The 23697-nt window shown below is 67.3% G+C and carries 25 protein-coding genes; 10 read left to right on the top strand and 15 right to left on the bottom strand.

What is annotated here, in order from left to right; translation table 11 throughout:
* The first annotated feature begins 14 nt into the window (after window positions 1-14).
* Window positions 15-1472, top strand: a complete 1458-nt coding sequence (locus KV110_RS35095; RefSeq protein ID WP_218471430.1) for an MFS transporter — start codon at window positions 15-17, stop codon at window positions 1470-1472.
* Window positions 1473-1530: 58 nt separating this feature from the next.
* Here the strand turns inward: KV110_RS35095 and KV110_RS35090 are convergent, their stop codons facing one another.
* From KV110_RS35090 to KV110_RS35070, 5 genes are all read right to left on the bottom strand, one after another.
* Window positions 1531-1767 (bottom strand): hypothetical protein, encoded by a 237-nt coding sequence (locus KV110_RS35090; RefSeq protein WP_218471429.1) that lies wholly within the window; start codon window positions 1765-1767, stop codon window positions 1531-1533.
* A gap of 195 nt (window positions 1768-1962) precedes the next feature.
* The gene (locus tag KV110_RS35085; RefSeq protein WP_246634169.1) at window positions 1963-2883 is read right to left on the bottom strand and encodes an alpha/beta fold hydrolase; all 921 of its coding nucleotides are present in this window, start codon (window positions 2881-2883) and stop codon (window positions 1963-1965) included.
* Window positions 2884-3019: 136 nt separating this feature from the next.
* Window positions 3020-3445, bottom strand: a complete 426-nt coding sequence (locus KV110_RS35080) for a hypothetical protein (RefSeq protein WP_218471427.1) — start codon at window positions 3443-3445, stop codon at window positions 3020-3022.
* Window positions 3446-3559: 114 nt separating this feature from the next.
* The gene (locus KV110_RS35075) at window positions 3560-3916 is read right to left on the bottom strand and encodes a nuclear transport factor 2 family protein (protein ID WP_218471426.1); all 357 of its coding nucleotides are present in this window, start codon (window positions 3914-3916) and stop codon (window positions 3560-3562) included.
* A gap of 651 nt (window positions 3917-4567) precedes the next feature.
* A complete protein-coding gene (locus tag KV110_RS35070; RefSeq protein ID WP_218471425.1) occupies window positions 4568-5548 on the bottom strand; it encodes a helix-turn-helix transcriptional regulator in 981 nt (326 codons plus the stop codon).
* Between the two features lie 90 nt (window positions 5549-5638).
* On the opposite strand from KV110_RS35070, the gene KV110_RS35065 reads away from it, so the two are divergent.
* Window positions 5639-6289: a TIGR03086 family metal-binding protein gene (locus KV110_RS35065; RefSeq protein ID WP_218471424.1), complete on the top strand. Its 651-nt coding sequence runs from the start codon at window positions 5639-5641 to the stop codon at window positions 6287-6289.
* Window positions 6290-6304: 15 nt separating this feature from the next.
* Here KV110_RS35065 and KV110_RS35060 read toward each other — a convergent pair whose 3' ends face one another.
* The 6 genes from KV110_RS35060 to KV110_RS35035 all read right to left on the bottom strand — a co-directional run bounded on the left by KV110_RS35060 (window position 6305) and on the right by KV110_RS35035 (window position 10644).
* Window positions 6305-7279 (bottom strand): glycine betaine ABC transporter substrate-binding protein, encoded by a 975-nt coding sequence (locus KV110_RS35060; RefSeq protein ID WP_218471423.1) that lies wholly within the window; start codon window positions 7277-7279, stop codon window positions 6305-6307.
* Window positions 7276-8058: an ABC transporter permease gene (locus tag KV110_RS35055; protein WP_218471422.1), complete on the bottom strand. Its 783-nt coding sequence runs from the start codon at window positions 8056-8058 to the stop codon at window positions 7276-7278. The genes KV110_RS35060 and KV110_RS35055 overlap by 4 nt, the downstream gene beginning before the upstream one ends.
* Window positions 8055-9254 (bottom strand): ABC transporter ATP-binding protein, encoded by a 1200-nt coding sequence (locus tag KV110_RS35050; RefSeq protein WP_218471421.1) that lies wholly within the window; start codon window positions 9252-9254, stop codon window positions 8055-8057. Before KV110_RS35050 ends, KV110_RS35055 begins: the two co-directional genes overlap by 4 nt.
* Entirely contained in the window at window positions 9247-9897 is a 651-nt protein-coding gene (locus KV110_RS35045) for an ABC transporter permease (protein WP_218479284.1), read from the bottom strand. The genes KV110_RS35050 and KV110_RS35045 overlap by 8 nt, the downstream gene beginning before the upstream one ends.
* A 106-nt stretch (window positions 9898-10003) precedes the next feature.
* Window positions 10004-10396, bottom strand: a complete 393-nt coding sequence (locus KV110_RS35040; RefSeq protein WP_218471420.1) for a type II toxin-antitoxin system VapC family toxin — start codon at window positions 10394-10396, stop codon at window positions 10004-10006.
* Window positions 10393-10644 carry a type II toxin-antitoxin system VapB family antitoxin gene (locus tag KV110_RS35035; protein ID WP_218471419.1) on the bottom strand — a complete coding sequence of 84 codons (252 nt, stop codon included), beginning with the start codon at window positions 10642-10644 and terminating at the stop codon, window positions 10393-10395. Before KV110_RS35035 ends, KV110_RS35040 begins: the two co-directional genes overlap by 4 nt.
* A gap of 142 nt (window positions 10645-10786) precedes the next feature.
* Here KV110_RS35035 and KV110_RS35030 point away from each other — a divergent pair, with 142 nt between their 5' ends.
* From KV110_RS35030 to KV110_RS35020, 3 genes are all read left to right on the top strand, one after another.
* A complete protein-coding gene (locus KV110_RS35030) occupies window positions 10787-11443 on the top strand; it encodes a CHAP domain-containing protein (RefSeq protein WP_218471418.1) in 657 nt (218 codons plus the stop codon).
* Window positions 11444-11726: 283 nt separating this feature from the next.
* A complete protein-coding gene (locus KV110_RS35025) occupies window positions 11727-12875 on the top strand; it encodes a hypothetical protein (protein ID WP_218471417.1) in 1149 nt (382 codons plus the stop codon).
* Between the two features lie 210 nt (window positions 12876-13085).
* Complete coding sequence (locus tag KV110_RS35020) at window positions 13086-13793, top strand: DUF1906 domain-containing protein (RefSeq protein WP_218471416.1); 708 nt, start codon at window positions 13086-13088, stop codon at window positions 13791-13793.
* Window positions 13794-13801: 8 nt separating this feature from the next.
* Here the strand turns inward: KV110_RS35020 and KV110_RS35015 are convergent, their stop codons facing one another.
* A complete protein-coding gene (locus KV110_RS35015) occupies window positions 13802-14161 on the bottom strand; it encodes a hypothetical protein (protein WP_218471415.1) in 360 nt (119 codons plus the stop codon).
* Between the two features lie 118 nt (window positions 14162-14279).
* Entirely contained in the window at window positions 14280-15065 is a 786-nt protein-coding gene (locus KV110_RS35010) for an Rv1157c family protein (protein WP_218471414.1), read from the bottom strand.
* A gap of 299 nt (window positions 15066-15364) precedes the next feature.
* Here KV110_RS35010 and KV110_RS35005 point away from each other — a divergent pair, with 299 nt between their 5' ends.
* Complete coding sequence (locus tag KV110_RS35005) at window positions 15365-16630, top strand: mannosyltransferase (protein ID WP_218471413.1); 1266 nt, start codon at window positions 15365-15367, stop codon at window positions 16628-16630.
* 2 nt (window positions 16631-16632) lie between these two features.
* Here the strand turns inward: KV110_RS35005 and KV110_RS35000 are convergent, their stop codons facing one another.
* Together KV110_RS35000 and KV110_RS34995 are read right to left on the bottom strand one after the other, a co-directional pair.
* Window positions 16633-16929 carry a 4a-hydroxytetrahydrobiopterin dehydratase gene (locus KV110_RS35000; protein WP_218471412.1) on the bottom strand — a complete coding sequence of 99 codons (297 nt, stop codon included), beginning with the start codon at window positions 16927-16929 and terminating at the stop codon, window positions 16633-16635.
* A 200-nt stretch (window positions 16930-17129) separates the two neighbouring features.
* A complete protein-coding gene (locus tag KV110_RS34995; protein WP_167768842.1) occupies window positions 17130-17306 on the bottom strand; it encodes a hypothetical protein in 177 nt (58 codons plus the stop codon).
* A gap of 153 nt (window positions 17307-17459) precedes the next feature.
* Here KV110_RS34995 and typA point away from each other — a divergent pair, with 153 nt between their 5' ends.
* The 4 genes from typA to KV110_RS34975 all read left to right on the top strand — a co-directional run bounded on the left by typA (window position 17460) and on the right by KV110_RS34975 (window position 23689).
* Window positions 17460-19358: a translational GTPase TypA gene (typA, locus tag KV110_RS34990; RefSeq protein WP_218471411.1), complete on the top strand. Its 1899-nt coding sequence runs from the start codon at window positions 17460-17462 to the stop codon at window positions 19356-19358.
* 13 nt (window positions 19359-19371) lie between these two features.
* A complete protein-coding gene (locus KV110_RS34985) occupies window positions 19372-21156 on the top strand; it encodes an ABC transporter family substrate-binding protein (protein WP_218471410.1) in 1785 nt (594 codons plus the stop codon).
* Complete coding sequence (mshB, locus tag KV110_RS34980; protein WP_218479282.1) at window positions 21153-22028, top strand: N-acetyl-1-D-myo-inositol-2-amino-2-deoxy-alpha-D-glucopyranoside deacetylase; 876 nt, start codon at window positions 21153-21155, stop codon at window positions 22026-22028. The genes KV110_RS34985 and mshB overlap by 4 nt, the downstream gene beginning before the upstream one ends.
* A gap of 191 nt (window positions 22029-22219) precedes the next feature.
* Window positions 22220-23689: an amino acid permease gene (locus tag KV110_RS34975; protein WP_218471409.1), complete on the top strand. Its 1470-nt coding sequence runs from the start codon at window positions 22220-22222 to the stop codon at window positions 23687-23689.
* Window positions 23690-23697: the final 8 nt, after the last annotated feature.

Raw genomic sequence — 23697 nt, 5'->3', positions numbered from 1 at the left:
TAGCGTGCACATTCGTGACTGTTGCTGCCGACGCGTCTTCGACCGTCCCCGATACCGATGACCGCCGGCGTCCCGCGGCGGGCGTACTGATCGCGACCCTCGGTATGGTCGGCGTCGTCGTCTCGCTGATGCAGACGCTGGTCATTCCGATCATCCCGACGCTGCCCGACTTGCTGAACACCTCGGCGTCCAATGCCTCCTGGGTGGTCACCGCGACGCTGCTCGCGGGTGCGGTGGCGACACCGATCAGCGGTCGGCTCGGCGACATGTTCGGCAAGCGGCGGGTGCTGTTCGCCAACCTGATCTCGCTGGTTGCCGGTTCGGTCGTCTGCGCGACGTTCTCCTCGCTGGTTCCCGAGATCATCGGGCGCTCGCTGCAGGGCGCGGCGGTCGGCGCGATTCCGTTGGGCATCAGCATCATGCGCGACGAGCTGCCCGCCGAGAAGGTGGGTTCGGCGATGGCGATCATGAGTGCCACGCTCGGCGTCGGCGGCGCCCTCGGCCTGCCGCTTGCCGCGGTGATCGCGCAGAACGCGGACTGGCACATGCTGTTCTGGACCGCGGCGGGGCTCGGCATCGTCTGTGCCGCACTGGTTTTCGTCTTCGTGCCGGAATCGCCGGTGCGCACTCCCGCGCGGTTCGATTTCGGTGGCGCGCTTGGTCTTTCGATCGCGCTGTTGGCATTGCTCATACCGATCACCAAGGGTGCGGACTGGGGCTGGGCCAGCGCGCCGACGCTGATCCTGTTCGCGGTGTCGCTGGTGGTGTTCCTCGGCTGGGGCGCCTTCGAGCTGCGGCAGCGTTCGCCGCTGGTGGACCTGCGGGTCTCGGCGCGGCCCCGGGTGCTGTTCACCAACGTGGCCTCGATCGCGGTCGGCTTCGCCCTCTACGGCATGTCGCTGACCTTCCCGCAGCTGCTGATGGCGCCGGAGCAGACCGGCTACGGGTTCGGCCTGACCATGGTCAACGCCGGATTGGCGCTCGCACCAACCGGATTCGTGATGATCCTGCTTTCGCCGGTGTCGGCGAAGCTGTCCGCGGCACGCGGTCCGAAGATCACCCTCGCGCTCGGCTCGGCGGTGATCGCGGCGGGTTACCTGTGCGCCGTTGTGCTGATGAACAGCGTCTGGGAGATCATGCTCGCGTCGATGATCGTCGCGGCGGGCGTCGGTCTCGCCTACGCCGCGATGCCCGCGCTGATCATGGGCGCGGTACCGATCACCGAAACCGCCGCCGCCAACGGGCTCAACTCGCTGATGCGTTCGGTCGGTACGTCGACCTCGTCGGCGGTGATGAGCGTGGTGCTCGCGCACATGACCATGCAGCTCGGCCCGCATGTGTTCCCGTCGCGGGACGGATTCCACACCACGTTCCTGATCGCCACGGCCGCGGCGCTGGTCGCGATCGTGCTGACCGCGCTGATCCCGATGCGCAAGGCGCCGGACGCGGCGGCGACGGTCGGGCACGCCTGAGCTGAGAAGCAGTGGGGCCGATCCGGGTTCGCTCGGGTCGGCCCTGCTGTTTCCGAGGTCAGTTGCTGCAGCGGCCGAGGTCGGCCGCTCGCTCGAGCAGCGTCGGCCCTCCGGCGTTGCGGTTCCGCTGCCCCGCGGAGCCCGATGCCGTGCAGACACAGGCGGCGAACAGCAGGGCAGGGTCGTAGTCCACATCTGGTTTCGCCTGGATGTGCTCGGCGAAGAGTCTGGCGAGCAGGAAGCTGCGAATGCTGTGGTTGGCGACCGCTTCCTCGCGCAGTGTCAGCGCCAACACGCTCTGGCCAAGTGTGTCTGGAGAAGTGCTGCTCGGATACCTCGTCGGCCCCTTCTCGTGCCCGACCGAAGATCTGCCCGCTCACACCTCGATCGGAAGCACTCGCTGCCGAGAGTAAGAGACTTGCCGCCGGTCGGCGGTGTGAAATAGGAGATAGCGGCGCGGCGGGACCGGCGGTGTGTCGGTGTCGCCGCGTTATGGAACGTTCGCTGCGAACTCGGCGAAGCGCTGGGCGATGCGGTCCGGGAACTCGCCGTTGACGGCATGCGAGGCATCCGGCCAGACCTCGACCTGCGCGCCGGGAATTGTCCGGGCGGTCTCGGCGGCGCGGGCTGCGTTGTGAACGATGCTGCGCCCGGCCAAGATCGCGAGCACGTGGACCTTGATCCTGGCCAGTTCTTCGACGGTCGGGCGGACCGGCATCGGCTGTGCTGAGGTGAAATCGCGCATGGCAGAGGCGATCAGGCGGCCCTCGGGTATCGAATCGTCTATCGGCACGCCGCCCGAGATGCGGCCGAGTAGCCAGTAGCGCATGCGCATCGGCATGCCAGGGAGGAGGCTGCCCAGCGATACGGCGATCATCTTCCAGGTAAGGGGCGCAAAGGTATTCGCTGGATCGAGCAGGGTTACCGAGGCCGCGTACTCGGGGCGATGCAGCGCCACCTGGATGGCCAGCCAGCCGCCGATGCTGGCACCGAGCAGGTGGGTGCGTCGCAGTCCGAGTCCGGTGAGTGCCTCGGTCAGCCATGCGACCTGGTCGGCCGGGGTGACGAGTTCTTTCTGCTGGGTGCTGGCGCCGGGCTCGCCGATGCTGTCGATCGACCACACGGTGCGGTCCGTCATCAGGCCGGGCAGGTTCGCGGCCCACATCGGCGTCGACGCCTGTCTGCCGGACAGGAGCACCAGGGGCGTGCTGGCCGCGTCGCCGAAGCGATAGGCGCGGACCGGGCCGAAGGAGGTCGACACGGCGACCTGCTCGGCGGGCTGGGGTAGCGCGGCCATGCCGTTGGTGTAAGCGACGGCGAATCGATCGAATCCTGCTTTGGTCGCGAAGTATCCGACCTTCTCGGTGGGTTTTCCGATGTTCGGTGCCAGGAAATACTCGTTGTCGGCCACGGATTTCAGCTTATGCGCGGCGGTGGTTCGTGCAGGTTGATTGCGCGGTGGGTTGAGCTGCGACGATGACCGCGGCATCAGCTGTGTGCTGGTGCCGCGGTCATCGGGGTGGGGAGTGTTTGGTTGTTGTCGCTGGTCACTGTGCTTTGCGCAGGCCCAGGTATTGCAGGGCGGCGAAGCCGCCGACGGTGCCTGCTTGCATGACTGTCCAGATGGAGCCGATCAGGTTCAGGTCCAGAGTGTCTGTGATGAAGAGGGCGGTGAGGCTGGCGAGGACCCAGGTGGTGTTGGCTGCGATCACGAGGCGGGTGGCGGTGGGGTTGATCGTGGGCCGGGTGCCGATGAGGGCGACGGCGAGGCCGTAGAGGGTCAGGAAGATCCCGATCGGGATGCCGATCGCGGTGTCGAGGCCGAGCAGTGATTCAAGAGGTCCGGCCAGGGCGAGGTAGGCCAGGCCGTTAACGGTGGTGATGACGGCGTCCAGGCGCAGGGACAGGCGAAGCAGGGCGGGGCCGGGGGCCATCAGGGTGGACAGGTAGGACGGGGCGGTGGTGGTGGTCATGGCAGGTGTTCCTTCGGTGAATCCGGGTGTGGCGGAGCGTGGTTCGGGGCAGGGTGTGGTGGGACGGGTTCGGTTAGGCGGGTGCGGGTCAGACGGTGGCAGGCTGGGTTCGGGTTAGACGGTGGCGGGGACTTTGTCGAGGAAGCCGTAGACGTTGGCGATGCGGCCGTTGTCGATGATGGCGACGTCGAAGCCGATCACGACTGCGGGTGCGTCGGCGGGTCCGAGTTCCCAGGTGAAGCGGACTTGGTCGTGGTGGGCGTCGACGGGTCCGGCCAGGCGGAAGGTCCAGCCGGGGAATTGTGCTTGGGCGGCGGCGATTGCGGCGTCGATGCCCTGGTGTCCGGTCACGGCCATCAGTGGGTCGGTGTAGGTGGCGGTGTCGGTGAAGACGCGGGCGATAGCGGCTTTGCGTGCGGTGGCCTCGGTGGTGTTCCAGGCTTCGAGGTACTGGGCGACAAGAGTGTTCATGATGTGCTCCTCGAGGGGTTGTGATCTGCGGTTTCGTTGTCGTCGTGGTGACAGGAACTACGTTATGGCCGCGGCGGTATGCCCCGAATCAGTCACCTATAGGTACTTTCGGCATCGGTATACGTATCCGCCACCGCCACCGCCCCCCGGGGAGCCCGCCCTCGGGGAGCCCGCGCTCGGGGAGCCCGCGCTCGGGGAGCCCGCGCTCGGGGAGCCCGCGCCCCCGGGGAGCCCGCGGCCCCCGGCTGGTCACCGGCGACTCTCGCGGCTGGCGCGCGGCTTCGTCGCGGCATTGGGCGATGAGGCCGTGCGCTGGTGATCAATGGGACACGGTGGAGGCTCTACTCGCACAACGGCGCAGCCAGGCCCCGTTGATCATGAGCGGGCGCGGGCGCGGGTGGTAGCCGTGCGAACGGGGCAGCCGCACAGCGAGTTTGCATGGGCCCGCGGCCGCCGCCCTCTGAGCCTGCGGCCACCGGGTGGTCACCGGCGACCCACGCGCGGCGTCGTCGTGGCGCTAGGCGGTGAGGTCGTGCGCTGATGATCAACGGGACATGGTGGAGGCTCTACTCGCACGATGGCGCAGCCAGGTCCCGTTGATCATGAGCGGGCGCGGGTGTAGCCGCGGTTCGGATCGGCTGGTGTCAGTGGTTATTCGCTGTCGTCTGGTGCGACGGCGGCGGCGTAGCGGCGGGCGAGGGTGCGGATGTGGGTGACTAATTCCGGTGGGCCGTCTACTCGGAAGTCCATCATCAGCATGCTCAAGTAGATGGCGATGGTTTCCAAGGCGTCTGCGCCGGTCAGCAGGACACAGGTGTCGGCGTCGACGGCTTCGACTACGCCGACCGCGGGGTTGATGCGGGCGATCACGGTTTCGGCGGGGGCGAGGACGGTGACGCGGGCGTGCACCTTCCAGCCGGTGCTGGCGATGTCTCGCATGACGAAGGCGACCAGGTCGTCGTCGGGGAGTGAGCGGGCGGCGAAACGCCGCGTGCCGGGGTCGGCGCGCTGGATTCTGGCGACGGGAATCGCACTCCAGGAATGGTTTTCGAGCCGGTAGGCAACCAGATACCAGCGCCGCTGCCAATTGATGAGCCGATAGGGTTCGACTTCCGCGCTGTGGTCGGGGTCCGACTGTTCGAGCACGACGGTGGCACCGTCGCGGATGGCTCCGGCGAGCGTGGTCAGGACCGCGGCGGGCACCGGGGCATCCGGTTCCCTTGAGCCGGTAGTGGCGGGTCCGATGGCGGTGGCTTCGCGCAGCGCGGACACCTTGCGCTGCAGGCGTTTCGGCAGAATCTGGTCGAGTTTGGCCAGTGCGCGGGCGACGTTATCGGTGATGTCCGCGATCCCGGTGGCGCCGTCCTCGGCAAGACCGACGGCCACCGCGACGGCCACTGCCTCGTCGTCGTCCAGCAGCAGCGGCGGCATCGTGGTGCCGCGACCGAGCCGGTATCCGCCGATCGCGCCGCGTTGCGCGTGCACGGGGTAGCCCAGCTCGCGCAGGCGTTGGATGTCGTTGCGCAGGGTCCGGTCGGTGATTGCCAACCGCTCGGCCAGTTCCCGACCGGTGTGCGGGCGGTCCTGCAGCAGCGTCAGCAAACGCAGCACGCGAACTGTGGCTGGCGTCACATTTCACCTCTCGAAAATTAGGAACGTAAACAGCCTAATCGAGCCATAGGCTGATGTCAGAAGCAAGAAACAACCACGAGAGGTTCCGACATGAACGCCCCCGACACCGCCACCATCGCCACCCTGACCCCGGTGTGGCGGGACGTGCTCGCCGACTCCTACCGCGCCCTGGCAAACGTTGTCGCCGGTGTCCGCGACGACCAGTGGCAGCTGCCGACCCCTTGCTCGGAATGGAATGTCACGCAGGTGGTGCAGCACGCCGCGGGCGATCAGCTCGCCTTCGCGATGGCCCTCGGCATCGGAACCGGCCCGGCCGACAACCCCTTCGAACCGTCCGGCACCATCGACGGCTCACCGGAAGCCTTGGTGGACAACGCGATCGAGCAGACCGCCGCCGCCTGGGCGACGGTCACCGACACCACCGAAACCGTCCCGACCCCGCTGCCGCACGGCGCACTCGCCACCCCCGTCGCCGCCGTGATGTGCGCGCTGGATGCAGCCGTGCACGCCTGGGACATCGCGATCGCCACCGGCCAGCCGTCACCGTTGACCGACGAACTGGCCGGGTACCTGCTCACCGCCGCCCGCACCGCGCATCCCGCCCCGGGTAGCGGCCAGGACGCGGAAATCATTGAGCCGCTGCGCCAATGGGGCGCCTACGCGGCGATCGTCGGCGGTAGGTCCGACGACACTGCGGTCGCCGAGTTGCTGCGCTACCTCGGCCGCGACCCGCGAATCTGAGGCAGTGGATGGTCGTCAGCGGGCGGTGACGAACCCCTGGGCGACCATCCAGTCACGGGCAACCTCGGCAGGCTCGCGACCCTCGACATCGACCTGACGATTGAGCTCGGTAATAGCCTCATTGGTGAGGCGATCGGAGATGGGCTTCAGGATGGTGGCGACCTGGGGGTGCGCCTCGGCGAAATCCTCGCGCATCACCACTGCCGCATTGTATTTCGGGAAGAAGCGCTGATCATCTTGCAGCAGCACGAGATTCAGTGCGGGAATGCGGCCGTCGGTGGCGGCGACGGAACCGAACCTGCACTGCCTGGCGTCGGCGGTGGCCTGATACACCAGGGCATCCTGGACGATCTGCTTCTGGACCTTGGCCGTGTCGATGTTGTATTTGCGGGCCAGACCGGGGAATCCGTCCTGGCGCACATTGAATTCGGTGCCGACGCAGGTGGCCGCGGCCGCCGGGTCGGACGCGGTCAGCGCGGCGTAGTCGGACAGCGTGCGGACGCCGGTCTCCTCGGCGGTGCGCGCGCTCGTCACCAGCGCGTAGGTGTTGTTCATCGGCGCCATGGCCGTCCACACCATGCCGTGCGCGGCGAGGTCGGCCTCGCGGACGGCCTCGAATTGGCCTGCCTCGTCCGGTATCGGGGTCTCTTTGCCGAGGTAGTTCACCCAGCCGGTGCCGGTGTAGTCGTAGGCGACATCAATCTGACCGTGCAGCTGGGCGTCGCGAAGACTGTTGGAGCCCTGGATGTTCGTCAGGTCCCGCACCTGCGCACCCGCCGCCGTCATGGCGAACTCGATGAGGTAGCCGAGGATGTTCTGCTCGGTGAAATCCTTGGATCCCACGATGATTCGGACGCCGTCGAGTTCGGGAACCGGACGAATGCTGCCCGGCCCCACCCGCAGCGGCACCGCACCACCGGACTCCAGGCCGCAGGCGGCGACCAACAGCAACCCGGCCGCCAGCGCCAGGCCACGCAACCACCGGCTCACTTCAGCCCCCTTGGCCCGAGGAACTGCTCGGCGAGCGCACCGAGCCAGTCGACCAGCAGGGCGAGCGCGACCGCGAGCACCGCGCCGACCACCAGCGTGACATTGTCGCGCAACTTGTAGCCGGTGTCGATCAGGATGCCGAGGCCACCCGCGCTTACCAGGAACGACAGCGTCGCGGTACCGACCGCAAGCACCAGCGAGGTGCGCAAGCCGGCCAGGATATAGGGCACCGCGAGCGGGAACTCGATGCGGCGCAACACCGTTGCCGCCGACATACCTTGGCCACGCCCGGCATCGATGAGGGTTTGATCCACCTCCTGATAGCCGAGAATCGTGTTGCGCAGCACCGGAAGCAGTGAATAGAACGCGATCGGCGCGACACCGATCCAGAAGCCGGTGGTACGGGTGGCCAGGTAGCACAGCACGATCAGGCCGATGGCGGGCGCCGCCGCGCCGATATTGGCGATGCCGACGAAAAGCGGTGCCAGACGGCGGTATCCGGGCCGGGTGAGCAACGTGCCGAGTGGCACCGCGATAACGATCACGATCAGCACCACGGTCGCCGAGATCAGCACATGCTGCCAGGTGACGGTGACGATATTGCTCGCGTTGAGGCTGGCTTGCTGAGTGGTGGTCAGGTCTCGGGCGAACGCCCACACCAGCACACCCGCGGTGAGCAGCAGCACGATCACCGGCTGAACGAACAACCGGATGTGCTCGGCCCGGCGCTGGGCGGCCGGCGCGGACGTCGTCGGCGGGGTTCCGATGGCCGCCGTCACGGCACGTCACCCACTGCGGGACGGCCGGATCCGTGTTCGGCGCGCATCGCCGACAGATGCGACACCAACGTATCGATGGTGATCAGCCCGACATACTCGCCGCGCTTGCCGGTGACGACCGCGTTGGCCGTCTGGTCGGCGAGCAAGGCTTCCAGCGCGTCCTGCAATGTCGATTGCAGCGACAACGGCTCACCGATCGGTGATCCGATGTCGCGCAACGAGTTCGCGTGTGCCAGCTGCTCGGCCGAGGCCCAGCGCAGCGGGCGCCGGTGGTGGTCGAGCACCAGTGACCACGGCCAGTCCTGCTCGGCCAGTGCGGTACGCAGGACGTCGACCGGCTCGTCCTCGACGGCGGTCGGGCATCGGGCCAGCTCGACATCGCGCACCCGGGTGAGGGTGAGTTGCTTGAGCGAGGCGTCCGCGCCGACGAAGCCCGCGACCGTCTCGTCCGCGGGATCGGCGAGGATCGCCGCCGGGGTGTCGTACTGGAGGATGCGGGACTGATTGCCCAGCACCGCGATTCGATCGCCGAGTTTGACCGCCTCGGTGAAGTCGTGCGTGACGAAGACGATGGTCTTGCCCAATTCGCCCTGCAACCGCAGCAATTCGTCCTGCAGCAGGCCGCGGGTGATCGGATCGACCGCACCGAACGGCTCGTCCATCAGCAGCACCGGTGGGTCGGCGGCGAGCGCGCGGGCGACCCCGACGCGTTGCTGCTGCCCGCCCGACAGTTGGCGTGGGTAGCGGTCGCGATAGGTATCGGGGTCGAGGCCGACCAGTTCGAGCATCTCGTCGGTGCGGGCGGCGATCTTCTTGCGGTCCCAGCCGATCAGGCCGGGTACCGTCGCGACATTCTTGGCGACCGTCATGTGCGGGAACAGCCCGGCCTGCTGGATCGAGTAGCCGATGCCGCGCCGCAACTGGTCGGGATTCATCGAGGTGGCGTCGCGGCCGCCGATGGTGATGGTGCCCGAGGTCGGCTCGATCAACCGGTTGATCATCCGCATGGTAGTGGTCTTACCGCAGCCGGAAGGGCCGACGAGCACGACGATTTCACCGGCGGGGATGGTCATCGATACCTGGTCGACGGCCGGTTCACGTTGGCCCGGATAGCGTTTGGTGACGGCATCGAGCACGATCTCCTCGCCGGACACCGCCGATTCGATGCTGCCGGAACGGGTTTCGGTGTCAGTCACGGATTCCCCTCGAGGTGGTGAGACGTCCGACGAGGACGTAGATCCCGTCCAGTACGAGCGCGAGCACGACGATGAGCACGGTGCCGACCAGTGCCTGTGGCACCGCGTTCGGGCTGCCGAGGCGCGCGAGTCCGGAGAAGATGAGGTTGCCGAGCCCCGGTCCCTTGGCGTAGGCGGCGATGGCGAGGATGCCCATGATCAGCTGCGTGCTGACCCGCATCCCGGCCAGGATCGCGGGCCAGGCGAGGGGGAGTTCGATGGCGGTGAGCACCCGGAATCGGTTCATCCCGACGCCACGGGCGGCGTCGGTCACCGCCGGATCGACCGAGGACAGCCCGATGATCGTATTGCGCAGGATCGGCAGCAGCGCGTAGAGCACCAGCGCGGTGATCGTCGGACCCACGCCGAGACCGAGCACCGGAATCAGCAAGCCGAGCAGCGCGAACGAGGGCACCGTGAGGATGGCGCTCGCCAGAGCCGTCGCGAGCGAGGAGCCGAGCGGGCTGCGGTGCACCAGTATCCCGATCAGCACCGCGACGAGGGTCGCCACCAGCACCGACTGCAGCACCGCCGACACATGCAGATAGGAGTCGATGAGCAGCTGATGTCGCCGGTGTACTACGAAAGTCCACAGCGTGTCCAGGGTCGTACCTCCCCGTCGCCCGGTGTTCTGGGAGAGTATCGCGGATTTCGCTCGGCCGGACGGTATTCCGGGCGGCGCGGCGGCCGCCCGGAATCAGGCTCCGATCTCACACCGCCGATCTGATGTCGGTGTGGCCGAAGTCGTTGCCCTTGTAGAGCAGCGGTTTCTTGGTGACGGTGGCGAGTGCGTAGGCGAAGCAGTCGCCGAGGTTGAGCTCGGCTTTATGCCCACTGCCTTTGCCGAAGTCGCGATACGCCGCTCGCGCGATCGCGGCCTGCTCGAGCGTGACGGGAACGAGCTCGACCTGTGCTCGCTCCATCAATTGGTCAGCGCGTCGCGCGAGCACCGGATTCGGATGACGGTCGACCTTGATGGCTACCTCGAAATGGTTGACGACCGACATCGCGACACGTGGCGCCGACCCCAGGATTTCGGTGAACGAGTCGGATTCGGGTTCCTCGTTGAGGATGGCGAGCAGAGCGGACGCATCCACGATCATGCGGGCAGCCCCTCATCATCGTAGAGATCGTCGGTGGTCAGGGGCGGGTACTCGGACTCCCTCATGATCGCGTGGATATCCGCCACGATCGCCCGCAGGTCTTCTAGCCGAGTCTCCTGCTCGGCATCCAGTTCTTTCAACATGCGCTTCAGTGCCTCCTCGACAACGCTGGTTTGCGACATCCCCGTTCGCTCCGCTGCCTCACGCACTAAGGCGTGCACGTTCTCATTCTTGATGTTCAGTCCCATTTTCTACCCTCCTAGAACGGGTTGGTAGAACTCTACCGCTGGTGCGGTTGGAGTGAAAGTGGTTTTTGGCAGGGAACCGTTCGGCGGGCCCGTTCGTCCAATTCAGCAAGGACCAGATCGGCCGCGACGAACCGGGGGAGAAATGTCCGAGCACCAGGCCAGAACCTCGCACCGAGTGCGTTACCGCAGGGAGGGCGCCCGGCACGGCCGGTCGAACCGGCAGGCGGGCCGGTGGCTCGCGGCGGTGCTGCTGGTCATCGCGCTCGTGGTCGCCGGGGTGGTGGGAGCTCGCTGGTGGCAAGAACAATCGGGCGCACCGGCCATCACCGGGCAGCGCGTCACGGAGTTCCCGGCGATCGACCGATCCACGCTCGACCCGACGCAGGCCCGAATTCTCGCGGTGGCGGAGCGCGAGTTTGGCGCGCCGGGGTCGGGCACCAAGTACGCCGAGGGCGTCGTCGAACCCTGGTGCGCGGACTTCGTCAGCTGGGTGATGCGCGAAGCGGGTGCGCCACTGGCCAATCCGAATTCGGGTTCGTGGCGGATTCCCGGCGTCTACACACTCCAGGAGTACTACGCGAGTACGGGCCGATTCGTCCCGTTCGGCGGCTATCAGCCGCGCATGGGCGATGTACTGCTGTACACCGACGCCAGTCCGTTCGGTCAGCACACCAATATCGTGCTGAAGGCCGAGGCCGGTGTCGTGACGACCATCGGCGGCAACGAATTCGGCGAAGTCGGCATGCACACCTTCGCGCCGGCCGACGTCCCGGGCATCGTCGGCTACGGACGATTGTGAAAATCATTGCCAGCCAACGATGGTGGTGACGGGTGCGCGCGACGGGTCGGTGCGCGGGTAGTTCTACGATAGAAGTGGCGGCGCCCGGCAGCGCCGTCGCCGATCCCCGCCCTGCTTCCCCCTCATCGGCAGGACGGGGATCTCGGGTTGAGCGCAGAACGCGCGCTGCCGGACGGACCGGGCACAGTCGGGACGAATGCGGCGTACGCGTGCAAGTTCCAGGCAATGTTGGTCGCGTACCGTGTCGGTTGTCCATCGAGAGGTGAGGGTTTCGGAACATCTGATGCAGCCGACCGACGAACCGAGTAGCGATCCACCCTGGATCGACTATGCCGATTTCGGGGAGCGCTTCGTCACGCACGCGGTGACGAAGGACCGGATCGAAGCCGCGGTGGCCGGGATGACCGGTCGCGGCATGACGATCGGCCCGTTTTCGATCGGTCCGGCCGGCCTCGCGGGTTTCGTCGCCGAGGGCAAGGTGGGCAAGCCGGTGGTGTTGCACAGCGGCCCGCACGTCACCTTCGACGTCACCGTCCCGGTGTCGTTGGCGGTGAAGGTGATGCTCGGCGGCAAGAAGTTGCGGCTGGAAGCACGCGTCGAGATCGACCTGACCTTGCACGCGCGCACCGCCGACCCGCTGCTGATCGTCATCGACATCCCGCCGGTCACCCCACGTGACGTCAGCTTCGTGCTGCGCGCGCAAGCGGTGGAGTCGGTCGGGGAATTGTTGCTCGACCCGATCGCGGGCCTGGTGCAACGCGAAGTCGCCTCCCGGGTGAACGGCATGCTCGCCGACCCGCAGGCGCGACGCAGCCGGGTCTTCGATATCGAGGCCATGGTGAGCGGTACGCCGTCGGCGCATCGGGAGCAGGCGGAGTTCGACTGGATCGGCTACGACGAATTCGGGCACCGGTTCTTCTCGCGGATTGTGACCAGGGAGCGCGTCTTCGATGTGGTGGAGCGGATGGCGGGACGACCGATCGAAGTCGGTCCACTGAAGACCGGGCCGCGCAAGTCGGCGACGGTCACCGTACGGGGGAACGTGCGGGTGCCGCAGCTGGCAGACAAGGCGGACACGCCACGGGCTTTCGACCTGACGCTGCCGGTCAGCCTCGATATCACCGTCGATGTGCTGAAGGCCAACCGCTATCGAGCCGACGTCGAGGTCCCGCTGGTGTTGACCGCGCGTGCGGCCGACCCGTTGCTCGTCGTCATCGATGTGCCGCCGCCCGAGCCGGACGATATCCGGTTGGAGTTCAAGGCACACGGCGTGCGTGCGGCAACGCTTGGTGCCATCGCCGGGATCAAAAAGCAAGTGATTGCCCAGGTCGCCGGGGTTATCAGCAAGGAGTTGGCCGATAATTCCGGCCGGACCATCGACGTCGCCGCCCGCATCGACGGCGTAGGGCCCGCCCCGTCTCCGGCTGGCTAGGCCAGTGAACTGCCACGACAGCAGCGTCGACGGCTAGTTGTCACGCATGTGACCAATGTGAATAGACGTGTCCCGTGGGTCTAGCGGTTCCCAAGTGAATATGGTGAAATAAGTACACGTTCGAGGCTCCCGGCGCGCACTGCATACCTTGGGGAAGGTGCGCCGGGCACGCTGCCATCCATGGTCGGGGTTGCGCGAAGGAGTCCTGCGATGCGTTCCAATTCTGTGTCCCGGCGGGAGCTATTCGGGTATGCCGCCGCGGCGGCCGCGATCGGCGTGACCGCTTCGATGCCGCGCGCCGCCGCCGATACCTTCGGCACGTTGATCGATTACGCGGGCGGAGTCCCGTCGGCCACCGCGATCAGGGACGCCGGGCATCTCGGCGTGATCCGGTACGTCTCCGACCGACGCCCCGGCGCGGAATGGATGGAAGGCAAACCGCTGCGCGCCAACGAAGTGGATCAGTTGCACGAGGCGGGCCTGAACATCGTCTCCTGCTACCAATTCGGCAAGGGCCCCACCGCGGACTGGCGCGGTGGACTGGAGGCGGGCAAGAAGCACGCCCAGCGCGGGCTCGAATTGCACTATGCCGCAGGCGGACCCGACGGTGTGCCGATCTACGCCTCGATCGACGACAACCCGACGCCGGTCGAGTTCGCCACCATGATCGCGCCCTACCTACTCGGCTGGCAGGAGGTGCTCGGCCAGGAGAACACCGGCATGTACGCCAACGCCCCCACCATCGAACTCGCCCGCGCCGCAGACCTGTGTTCCTGGTACTGGCAACACAATTGGGGGTCCAACGGTGTCGTGCACCCCGCCGCGCACCTGCACCAGTTCGAAATCGACAAGCGCTCGCTCGACGGCGTCGGCATTGATCTCAACAATGCCCTCGCCGCCGACTTCGGCCAGTGGTAGCCGCCGCTCTAGGTCTGACAGTGGCTGAGCGGTGCTTCCCGTAGATCGGGCTCGTCGTCCGGCACCACCCGCAGTGTCGGACGGGTGTCCGGTGCCTCGTGGTCGCCGAGCCAGGAGAACATCGACCAGCGGGACAAGCCGGAGAATGCCGAGCCGAGGCTGGTGAACGAGAACGAGGAAATGGCCGACCCGAACGAGCCGACCGAGCCGACCGACAGCACCGAGCCGACGCTGCCGATCGAGAGGATCGAGTAGGCCGACCCGATGGAGAGAATGGAGCCCTCGGATCGGTAGGACAGTATCGATCGGTGCGAGCGCCTGCTCCGGATGGAGCGGCCGGGCCGTATCGAATGTTCGATCGTCGCCATAGTTAGCGGTCTACCACAATCACCGCCCGCGCATGCGTCATCGCGGCGATTCGCCGCCGGGATGTCCTGGAGACGACAAAGGCGGCGACTCAGGAGAGTCGCCGCCTTTACTCGAAACTCAAGCGACGGTGAAGAATCCGAGCGTCGGCAGGAACGAGCAGGTCCGCGGGTCGGCGTCGTCGGCCTTGGTGGTCAGCGAGCCGGCGACGACCGCGACGACTCGGCCGGAACCGGTGTCGGCGATCGCGGACAGGGTGGCCGGGCCACCCGGATTGATCTTGGCCTCGTCGGTCAGCGGCAGGATGCCGGACTGGCGGGTATCCAGGTTCATCCACTGCACCGTCATCGGCGGATTCTGCTCTGCCGTCGGCGCCTTGGTGCCGAGGGCGGTAAACACGAAGCCGGTCTGACCGGCCTGCGGTCCGGGCGGCGGCAGCTGCGCCGGGCCGGGCACGGCGAGCGCGGTGCCGACCGAGTCGGCGGTCGGGCCGATGCAGCCCTTGCCGATGGTCGGGTAGAGGAACTGCGCGATGGCCGGGCCCTCTTGCGGCAGCTTGGGTCCACCGCCGCCGCTGCCGTCCAGGAAGGTGATGATCCGTTCCAGCGTGGACTTGATCTGCGGCGGCAGGTTCAGTGTCGCGAGCAGCGTCCGAGCCTGATCGAGGATGGCCGACTGCGGGCCTGCCGCGATATCGGCGGGACCGGCGATCGAGCCGATGATTGCGGGAGCCAGGGCGGCCAGAGCATCGACCGGGACGCCCTCGGGGACCATCGGCACGGTGTTCGGGGTCGCCGCAGGCGCGGGCGCGGGCGCCGCGACTGCTGTCGTCGGCGCGGCAAGCGTGGCACTCGCCGCGATGGCGAGCGCGGACAATGCAATCCGCGATCCTCGGGTGCGAAGCACTGGTCTAGCCGTCCTTACCTCGGGTACATCTGGGGCCGATGCTGAAAAGCCATCGTTTCGGGGGTCACTCTAGGGACATCACGGCTATGTGTACAGCCGTGCTGCCCTACAGGTGCTGCGGACGATCAGTGTTATCAGACGGTAGCGCGCCCCGGGTGTTACTGGTGTGAAAGGTGATGCAAATGTTATCAGTGATTCAGGGTGAGTCTTTTGATGTGAGGGCGCACGGGGTCGGATCCGCGCTGCGGTTAATCTAGTCGGAGCCGTCCATTCCTGTCGCCGAACACTCGCATTGCCGGGTGCCGGGCCGACGCACCGCACCCGAGTCGAAAGCCTGCGATTTGAACCGTCAACTCCGATGGGCTGTCTCGGCACTCGGTCTGTCCGTGCTGGCCAGGCTGCTCTGGATGCTGTTGTCAGACAACGGCATGAACCTCGTCGACCTGCACGTCTACGTCGACGGATCGGCGGCGCTGGTCACCGACCGGCTCTACGACTTCACCTACGCGGAGAAGACCCCGGACTTCCCGCTGCCGTTCACCTACCCGCCGTTTGCCGCGCTGGTGTTTTTTCCGCTGCACTATCTTCCGTTCACCGTCGTCGCGGTGGCCTGGCTGCTGGCCATCGCCGCCGCGCTGTACGCGGTGGTGCGCATCGCGTTCGAGCTGATCCTGGGTGCGGAGCGGGCGCGCGAGCCGCGGTGGCACACCGCGGCGGTGGGCTGGACCGCGCTCGGCCTGTGGATGGAGCCGGTGCGGACCACGATGGACTACGGCCAGGTCAATGTCTTCCTGGTGCTCGGCGCGATGGTCGCGGTGCGCAGCTCACGCTGGTGGCTCTCTGGTGGGCTGGTCGGCGTCATCGCGGGAATCAAGCTGACCCCGGCGATCAGCGGTCTCTACTTCGTCGCCCGGCGGCGCTGGGGCACCGTGGTGTGGTCGGCGCTGGTGTTCGGCGCGACGGTCGGCATCAGTTTCCTGCTCGCCCCGCATGAGGCGCGGCGGTACTTCGGCACCCTGCTCGGCGACGCCGACCGGATCGGTCCGGTGGGCTCGGTGTGGAACCAGTCGCTGCGCGGCACGCTGAGCCGAATCCTCGGCGACGACGTGGAATCCGGCCCGTGGTGGATCGCCGCGGTGCTGGTCGTTGCGGTGCTGGCCTTCCTGGCCTGGCGCGTGCTCGGGCCGGACGACCGGATGGGCACGCTGATCATGGTGCAGCTGTTCGGTGTGCTCGTCTCGCCCATTTCCTGGTCGCACCACTGGGTTTGGCTGCTGCCGACGGTGCTGTGGCTGCTCTACGGACCGCTGCGGCAGGTGCCCGGCGCCAAGATCATCGCGGGCTACTGGTTGGTGACCACGCTGATCGGCGTGCCGTGGGTGCTGTCGTTCTTCCAGGATTCGATCTGGACCATTCCGCGACCGGCCGTGCTGGCCTGGCTCGGCGCGGTGGACGTGATCGGCGTGCTGGTGTTCTTCGTCTGGGTGATCAACTCCGGTCGGCGCGCGCGCTCAGGCCCGCGGGCGGCGCGGGTGCCCGTTGAGGGCCCCGCGCGCGCCGCCTAGCTTCAGCTGAGTTGCGCGGCCAGTTGGTCGATCTTGCGAGCCAGCTCGACGTCCAGCGCGGTGAGGCCACCCGAATCGTGGGTGGACAGCGCGAACGTCACCTTGCGCCAGCGGATATCGATATCGGGATGGTGATTGGCGGCCTCGGCCGCTTCGGCGACCTGTCGGACGAGCTCGATGCCCGCGAGGAAGGTGGGCGCTTGGACGGTGCGGGTCAGGACGTCGCCGTCCCTGGTCCAGTCCGGAAGGGTGGCCAGTGCCTCGGCCAGTTCGGTTTCGGTCAACAGCGGAGCGCTCACGGCTGCGCCTCGCTGACGCTCGGCGGCTGCGCCTCGCTGACGCTCGGCTCCGCCGTAACCGCTCTTGCGGCTGTGTCTCTGGTTCGCTCGCTACGCTCGCTCATAACCCGGTTCTACTCCTATGCCGGGAGTGATGTCCGTCATTACGCGATCAGTCGAGGGCAACGGGCTCGTGGACGACGCGCGGCGGGCGGCGAAGGTCAGGCGGCGCGCGCCTGTTTGAGCGCTTTTTTCAGGTCCTTGCCGCAGATGCCTGCGGCTTCGCACTTCTTCATACGCATAATGACCACAGGGCATTTCAGGCAGCGCGTCTTTTTGCGACAGCACTTCTTCTTCGGTTTCAGGCGCGAAACCTGCTTAGCCTTGACCTTGCCCATGTCGGTTAGCATACCCTTAGTACAGTGCCTGACGCGTAGCGGTGACCCGAACGCAGGTAGGGTGTATATGGCCGCAATGCCCGGTGAGTTTCCATTCTCCACCTGTTTGCAGGGGTCGGCCGGTACCAACACCTAACAGCAGGAGGATTCAGCGTGTCGTCTGCGCGCGATTTTCGCAACGTAGCCATCGTGGCCCACGTCGACCACGGTAAGACAACGCTGGTCGACGCCATGCTCCGCCAATCCGGTGCCTTCGCCGAGCGAGCCGAGCTCGTCGACCGGGTGATGGACTCCGGTGACCTGGAGCGCGAGAAGGGCATCACCATTCTCGCCAAGAACACCGCCGTGCATAAGCACCACGCCGATGGCTCCGTCACCGTCATCAACGTGATCGACACGCCCGGCCACGCCGACTTCGGTGGTGAGGTCGAACGCGGCCTCTCCATGGTCGACGGTGTTGTGCTGCTGGTCGACGCCTCCGAGGGCCCGCTGCCGCAGACCCGGTTCGTGCTGCGTAAGGCACTCGCCGCGTCGCTGCCGGTGATCCTGGTGGTCAACAAGACCGACCGTCCCGACGCCCGGATCGCGGAGGTCGTCGAGGAAAGCCACGACCTGCTGCTCGACCTGGCCTCCGACCTGGACGACTCCGCCGCCGAGGCCGCCGAGCTCGCGCTCGACCTGCCGGTGCTGTACGCCTCGGGCCGCGAGGGCAAGGCGTCCAAGGAGCGTCCCGAGAACGGGCACGCACCGGACGCGGAGAACCTCGACGCGCTGTTCGAGGTGCTGCTCAACAACATTCCGGCGCCCAAGGGCGATCCGGCCGCGCCGCTGCAGGCGCACGTCACCAACCTGGACGCCTCCGCGTTCCTCGGCCGCCTCGCGCTGGTCCGCATCTACCAGGGCGAGCTGCGCAAGGGACAGAACGTCGCGTGGATGCACGCCGACGGCGTCAAGCAGGTGAAGATCACCGAGCTGCTGCAGACCATCGGTGTCGAGCGTCAGCCGGGTGAGGTCGCGGTGGCCGGTGACATCGTCGCCATCGCGGGCATCCCGGAGATCATGATCGGCGACACCCTCGCCGACATCGACAACCCCGTCGCGCTGCCGCGCATCACCGTCGACGAGCCCGCCATTTCGGTGACCATCGGCACCAACACCTCGCCGCTGGTCGGCCGGGTGCAGGGGCACAAGCTCACCGCTCGCATGGTGAAGTCGCGGCTCGACCAGGAACTGGTCGGCAACGTGTCGCTGCGGGTGCTCGACATCGGCCGTCCGGACGCCTGGGAGGTGCAGGGCCGTGGTGAGCTCGCGCTGGCCATCCTGGTCGAGCAGATGCGCCGCGAGGGCTTCGAGCTGACCGTCGGCAAGCCGCAGGTGGTCACCAAGCAGGTCGACGGCAAGGTGCACGAGCCCTACGAGGAGCTCACCATCGATTGCCCCGACGAGTACCTCGGGGCCGTCACCCAGCTGCTGGCCGCCCGCAAGGGCAAGATGGTCCAGATGGCCAACCACAGCGCGGGCTGGGTCCGGATGGAATTCATCGTCCCGTCGCGCGGTCTGATCGGCTTCCGCACCGACTTCCTCACCGAGACCCGAGGCACCGGCATCGCCAACGCCGTGTCGCACGGCTACGCGCCGTGGGCCGGGGAGATCCGGGCCAGGCACACCGGTGCGCTGGTGTCCGACCGCGCGGGCACGGTGACCCCGTTCGCCATGATCCAGCTCGCCGACCGCGGCCAGTTCTTCGTCGAGCCGGGCGCGGACACCTACGAGGGCATGGTCGTCGGCATCAACCCGCGCGCCGAGGACCTCGACATCAACGTGACCCGCGAGAAGAAGCTGACCAACATGCGCAGCTCCACCGCGGATGTGTTCGAGACGCTGGCCAAGCCGTTGCACCTCGATCTGGAAGCCGCGATGGAGTTCTGCTCGGACGACGAGTGCGTCGAGGTCACGCCGGAGGTGGTCCGGGTGCGCAAGGTGATCCTCGGTGCGACCGAGCGTGGTCGCGAACTGTCCCGCCGGAAGGCTCGGGACCGGGCCGCGCTGTAGTTATCGCGGTAGAGTGCGCACCGTGAGCTCGGGGGCAAGTCGAAGCGCCACCTGGCGCACGTTGCTGATCATCGTTACGGCGTCGTTGACGGTGTTCGCCGGTTGCACGGCGAACCCGCCACCGCCGATCGAGAGCACCGACAGCCCGAAGACCACGCAGGCCAAGCCGGGCAAGAGCACCGTCGTCGTCGCGATCGACACCATCGGCATCGGCTTCAATCCGCACCTGCGTTCGGATCAGTCGCCGGCCACCGCGGCGTTGAGTTCGATGGTGCTGCCGAGCCCGTTCCGGCCGGTGCCGAGCCCGGTGGCGCCCGGCGCCACCGACTGGGTGCCGGACACCTCGTTGATCGCCACGGCCGATGTCACCGCGCAGGAGCCGTTCACCATCACCTACACGCTGCGCAACGAGGCGAACTGGTCCGACGGTGCGCCGATCGCCGCGGAAGACTTCCAATTCCTCTGGCAGCAGATGATTTCGCAGCCCGGTGTTGTCGACTCGGCCGGGTACCGGCTGATCACCGATATCGGTTCCGCGGGCGGCGGCAAGGTGGTGACGGTGACGATGCGCGAGCCGTTCCCGGCGTGGCGGCAGCTGTTCGCCAACCTGCTGCCCTCGCACCTGATGAAGGACTCGCCCGGCGGGTTCCAGGACGGCTGGGTCAAGCGAATCCGGGTGTCCGGCGCGCAATTCGCGATCAAGAACGTCGACCGCGGCCGCGAGGAAATCCTGCTGGAGCGCAACGCCCGCTTCTGGGGCACCCCGGCCGCGCCGGACGAGATCCTGCTGCGGCGCGGCGGAACTCCCGCGCAACTGGCGGAATCGTTGCGCACCAACGACGCTCAGATGACCTTGGTGCACGGTGGGGTCGCGACGCAGGCGCAACTGGCCGCCATTCCGTCGGTGCGCACCGCGATCATGCCGCAGTCACGGGTGTTGCAGCTCGCGCTCAACGGGCGGACCGGGCCGGTGAGTGATATCCGGGTCCGGCGCGCGGTGCTCGCGCTACTCGACCCAGCACTGCTGGCGACGGTCGGCGCGCAGACCGGCGGCTGGGTGGATCCGGTTCGCGCCCAAATACTTTCGCCGTCCGATCCGGGCTACGCGCCGACCGCGCCACCCCGGCTGCCCGCCGAGGAGGCCTTCGCGCTGCTGGCCGAGGCGGGCTATGGCCGCGCGCCGGAACCGCCGCCGGTCAATTCGCCGACCTCGCCAGCGCCGACCCCGCGTCCGGTCGCGAAAAACGGTAAGTCCCTGACGATTCGGATCGGCGCGGTGGAGGGCGACACCACCGCCATCGCGGTTGCCGATACCGCCGCGGACCAATTGCGCAGTGCCGGAATCGATGCCACGGTGCGTGGCATCTCCGCCGACGAGCTCTACGGCCGCGAGCTGGTCGAGGGAACGATCGACGCGATCGTCGGCTGGGAGCGGGCCGGCGCCGATCCGGCCATCGTGCTCGCCTCCCGCTACGGTTGCCCGCCGCCGGAAACCAATACGGGCACCGCCGGTACCTCGCAGCCGAGCACGGATCCGGTGCGCCGCGCGCCTGCCAACCTGTCCGGAGTGTGCGACCCAACGCTGCAACTCCCGATAGATGAGGCGCTGCGCGGCATCGAGACCGGCCGGGTACTCGCCGAGGCCGAGCCCAAGCTGTGGGAGTTGGCCACGGTGCTGCCGATCGTGCAGGACAACGTCGTCGCCGCGGCCGGTCCCCGGGTGGACGGCGCGTCGCTGAGCGGCAGCATCCAGGTCGGCATCTTCGGGGACGCCGGACAGTGGCGAAAGATCCAATGACCGGCGGTCTGCTGCTGGTGCACGCGCACCCGGACGACGAATCCATCACCACCGGCGGCACGATCGCGCACTACCGCAGGCGCGGCGTGCCGGTCACCGTGGTGACCTGCACCCTCGGCGAAGAGGGCGAGGTGATCGGTGACGAATGGGCGCAGCTCACCGCCGACCACGCCGATCAACTCGGCGGCTACCGCATTCTCGAACTGACCAGGGCACTGGCGGCGTTGGACGCCGCGCCCCCGCGCTTCCTCGGCGGCGCGGGCCGCTGGCGTGACTCCGGCATGGCCGGCACCCCGGCGGCGGAGAAGCCGCGGGTGTTCGTGCGATCGGGCGACGCGGCGGTGGACGCGCTGACCGAGGTGATCCTCGAACTCCGGCCGCGTGTGGTCGTCAGCTACGACCCGAACGGCGGCTACGGCCACCCCGACCACATCCGGGCACACCAGATCACCACGGCCGCAGTGCGTTCCGCCGCCGAGCGGGGCTGGGACACGCCGAAGTTCTACTGGACCGTCACCGATGCGGACATCCTGCGACAGCACACGGCCGCGCTGGCCAAGCGCACGGTGGACGGCCTGCCGGGCAGGTTGCCGCCCGGCTGGCGCCTGCCCATCGAGGGCGAGCTCGCGAGCGTGCCGAGCCACACCGTGACGACCACCATCGACGTCTCCGACGCGCTCGCCGCCAAGCGTGCCGCATTGCGCGCGCACGCCACCCAGGTCACGGTGGCGCCGTCGGGGCGCGAATTCGCGTTGTCCAACAAAGTTGCTCAACCGGTACTCCCGGCCGAGTGTTACGTGCTCGTGCGGGGCCGCCGGGGGCCGGTCGGGCCGGATGGCCGCGAACATGATCTCTTCGCGGGCCTGGAATAACGAACTTCTATTCAATGGCGGCGGTTGCGTTCCGCACTTCCTGTCGCATTCGAGGTTTAACTCCGAATGTTGTCTGAGCACCGCCTGAGCTGCGGATATGCGTAGCCTGAGGGTTGCTGTCGCCTCGATAATGTACGCCGGGTACCGTTCCCGTGATCTCGAATTCATCGATGTGGAGGGCGAAGCGGTTCATGACAGCGGTCGGCGACAAGGCTCACCTAAGCATCGAAGACGAGGGTTACCACAAGAGCCTCAAACCGCGACAACTGCAGATGATCGCCATCGGCGGCGCCATCGGCACCGGTCTGTTCCTGGGTGCGGGCGGCCGACTCGCCAACGCGGGACCAGGGTTGTTCCTCGTTTACGGTGTCTGCGGCTTCTTCGCGTTCCTCATCCTGCGTGCACTCGGTGAGCTCGTGCTGCACCGGCCCTCGTCCGGATCATTCGTCTCCTACGCGCGTGAGTTCTTCGGCGAGAAGGCCGCGTTCGTGGCCGGGTGGATGTATTTCCTCAACTGGTCGATGACCGGCATCGCCGACACCACCGCGATCGCGCAGTACTTCCACTACTGGTCCGGGTTCAGCAGCATCCCGCAGTGGTTGCTCGCGCTCATCGCGCTGCTCCTGGTGCTCAGCATCAACCTGATCTCGGTGAAGTGGTTCGGCGAGATGGAGTTCTGGGCCGCGCTGGTGAAGGTGTTCGCGCTGAGCGCGTTCCTGATCATCGGCACGATCTTCCTCATCGGCCGATTCACCGTGCAGGGCCACCCGACCGGGCCCGCCGTCATCGCCGACAACGGCGGACTGTTCCCGACCGGGGTGCTTCCGCTGGTCGTCGTGGTCTCCGGGGTTGTGTTCGCGTACGCCGCGGTCGAACTGGTCGGCACGGCGGCGGGCGAGACGGAGAACCCGGCCAAGATCATGCCGCGCGCCATCAACTCGGTGATCGCCCGCATCGCGATCTTCTACGTCGGCTCGCTGGTGCTGCTCGGCCTGCTGCTGCCCTACACCGCGTACACCGCCAAGGAAAGCCCGTTCGTCACCTTCTTCACCATGCTCGGCGTGCCCGGCATCGGCAGCGTGATGAACCTGGTCGTGCTCACCGCGGCGTTCTCCAGCCTCAACGCCGGGCTGTACTCCACCGGGCGCATCTTGCGGTCCATGTCGATGAACGGCAGCGCGCCGAAGTTCACCGGCGTGATGGGCCGCAACGGCGTTCCCTACGGCGGCATCTTGTTGACCAGCCTGATCGCGCTGGTCGGCATCGCGCTGAACGGCGTGGTGCCGGACCGGGCGTTCGAGATCGTGCTGAACATGGCCTCGCTCGGCATCGTCGCCTCCTGGGCCACCATCGTGCTGTGCCAATTGCAGCTGTGGCGCTGGTCCCAGCAGGGCAAGGTGGAGCGGCCGTCCTTCCGGATGTTCGGTGCGCCCTACACCGGGCTGCTCACCTTGGTGTTCCTGTTCTTCGTGGTGGTGTTGACCGGCTTCGACTATCCGGTGGGCACCTGGACTGTCGCCTCGCTGGCGGTGATCATTCCGATGCTGATCGTCGGCTGGCTCGCGGCGCGTAAGCGAGTGCTGGCCATCGCTGAGCAACGGATGGGCTACACAGGTGAGTTCCCGGTGGTCGCCAACATCCCGATGGACGGGGAGAAGTGATCATGCGA

The organism is Nocardia iowensis (assembly GCF_019222765.1).
Lineage (GTDB): Bacteria > Actinomycetota > Actinomycetes > Mycobacteriales > Mycobacteriaceae > Nocardia > Nocardia iowensis.
This window is presented reverse-complemented; position numbering and strand designations above follow the sequence as displayed.